The organism is Bartonella refiksaydamii (assembly GCF_902652675.1).
Lineage (GTDB): Bacteria > Pseudomonadota > Alphaproteobacteria > Rhizobiales > Rhizobiaceae > Bartonella > Bartonella refiksaydamii.
Map to the genome: position 1 here is coordinate 1 of NZ_LR736400.1, position 823 is coordinate 823.

The following is an 823-nucleotide window of genomic DNA, read 5'->3' on the forward strand; positions in this document are numbered from 1 at the left end:
GAAAATGTCAACATCACAATCCAAGAAACGCCTCCGACGCAAAAAATAACCTTCCGGCCTGTGGTCGTCTTTATGCTCTTTGTTGCCGCTTGGTTTGTTTCGAGTCTTTGGGTTGAAGTCGCCGGAAGAGCACTCGACAAATGGTTTTATAACACGCGAGTAAAAACTCTGAGTTTGATGGTTATAGTGGCCATTGTTTTCACTGTCCTACTGGCTCTTTCTGCATACTGGACAGGTATTCCTTTTTTGACTCTCGAACAAGCATAAATTTAGTAAAAATTTATGTATGGCTCAAACACAGCACAAAGAAATTCATCATCTGGTTTCTTCAAAAAGATGTTGTCCCTTTTTGGACACCCCCTCATGAAAGGACTCGGGTCAACACAACACAAAAGTTTCTCGACATGGACTGGGGTATCCACACCATATTTTACCAACCAAGCAAATTGTTCGGCGTCCATTTCTTCGACCGATACAGATTCGTTCTCCTCACACGCTTTCCGAACAGACAAACAATCGGCATTTGCAAGTTTCATCCTCTGTACTCTCTATACCACAAAGGTTTTTCTTTTTGAGACACCAAAAGAGACAATGTGTTGTTCTCAATAATGTATTCTTGCAAAAGTTCCGAAAGTTCTGCGATAATCTCGAAAGGATTGACTTCTGGAATCTTCACGAGAGGTTCGGAAAGAACATCGCTCAGAGTTGAAACTTTTTCTTCTTTTGTTTCTGATAAAATTTGAGAAAGAGAAAAAATTTCTTCTTCGTCTCGAATTGGCTCAAAAGGTTCTTCTCTCTCCTCTCCATCCAAAAGGAAGAGGAG

The 823-nt window shown here is 40.8% G+C and carries 2 protein-coding genes; one reads left to right on the top strand and one right to left on the bottom strand.

Going from position 1 to position 823, the window contains the following annotated elements:
• The coding region (locus tag GQO39_RS08960; RefSeq protein ID WP_198039458.1) for a hypothetical protein at positions 1-267 on the top strand (267 nt) is incomplete at its 5' end.
• A 265-nt stretch (positions 268-532) separates the two neighbouring features.
• On the opposite strand, the gene GQO39_RS08965 is transcribed toward GQO39_RS08960, so the two are convergent.
• A partial coding sequence (locus tag GQO39_RS08965; protein WP_198039459.1) for a hypothetical protein occupies positions 533-823 on the bottom strand: 291 nt, incomplete at its 5' end.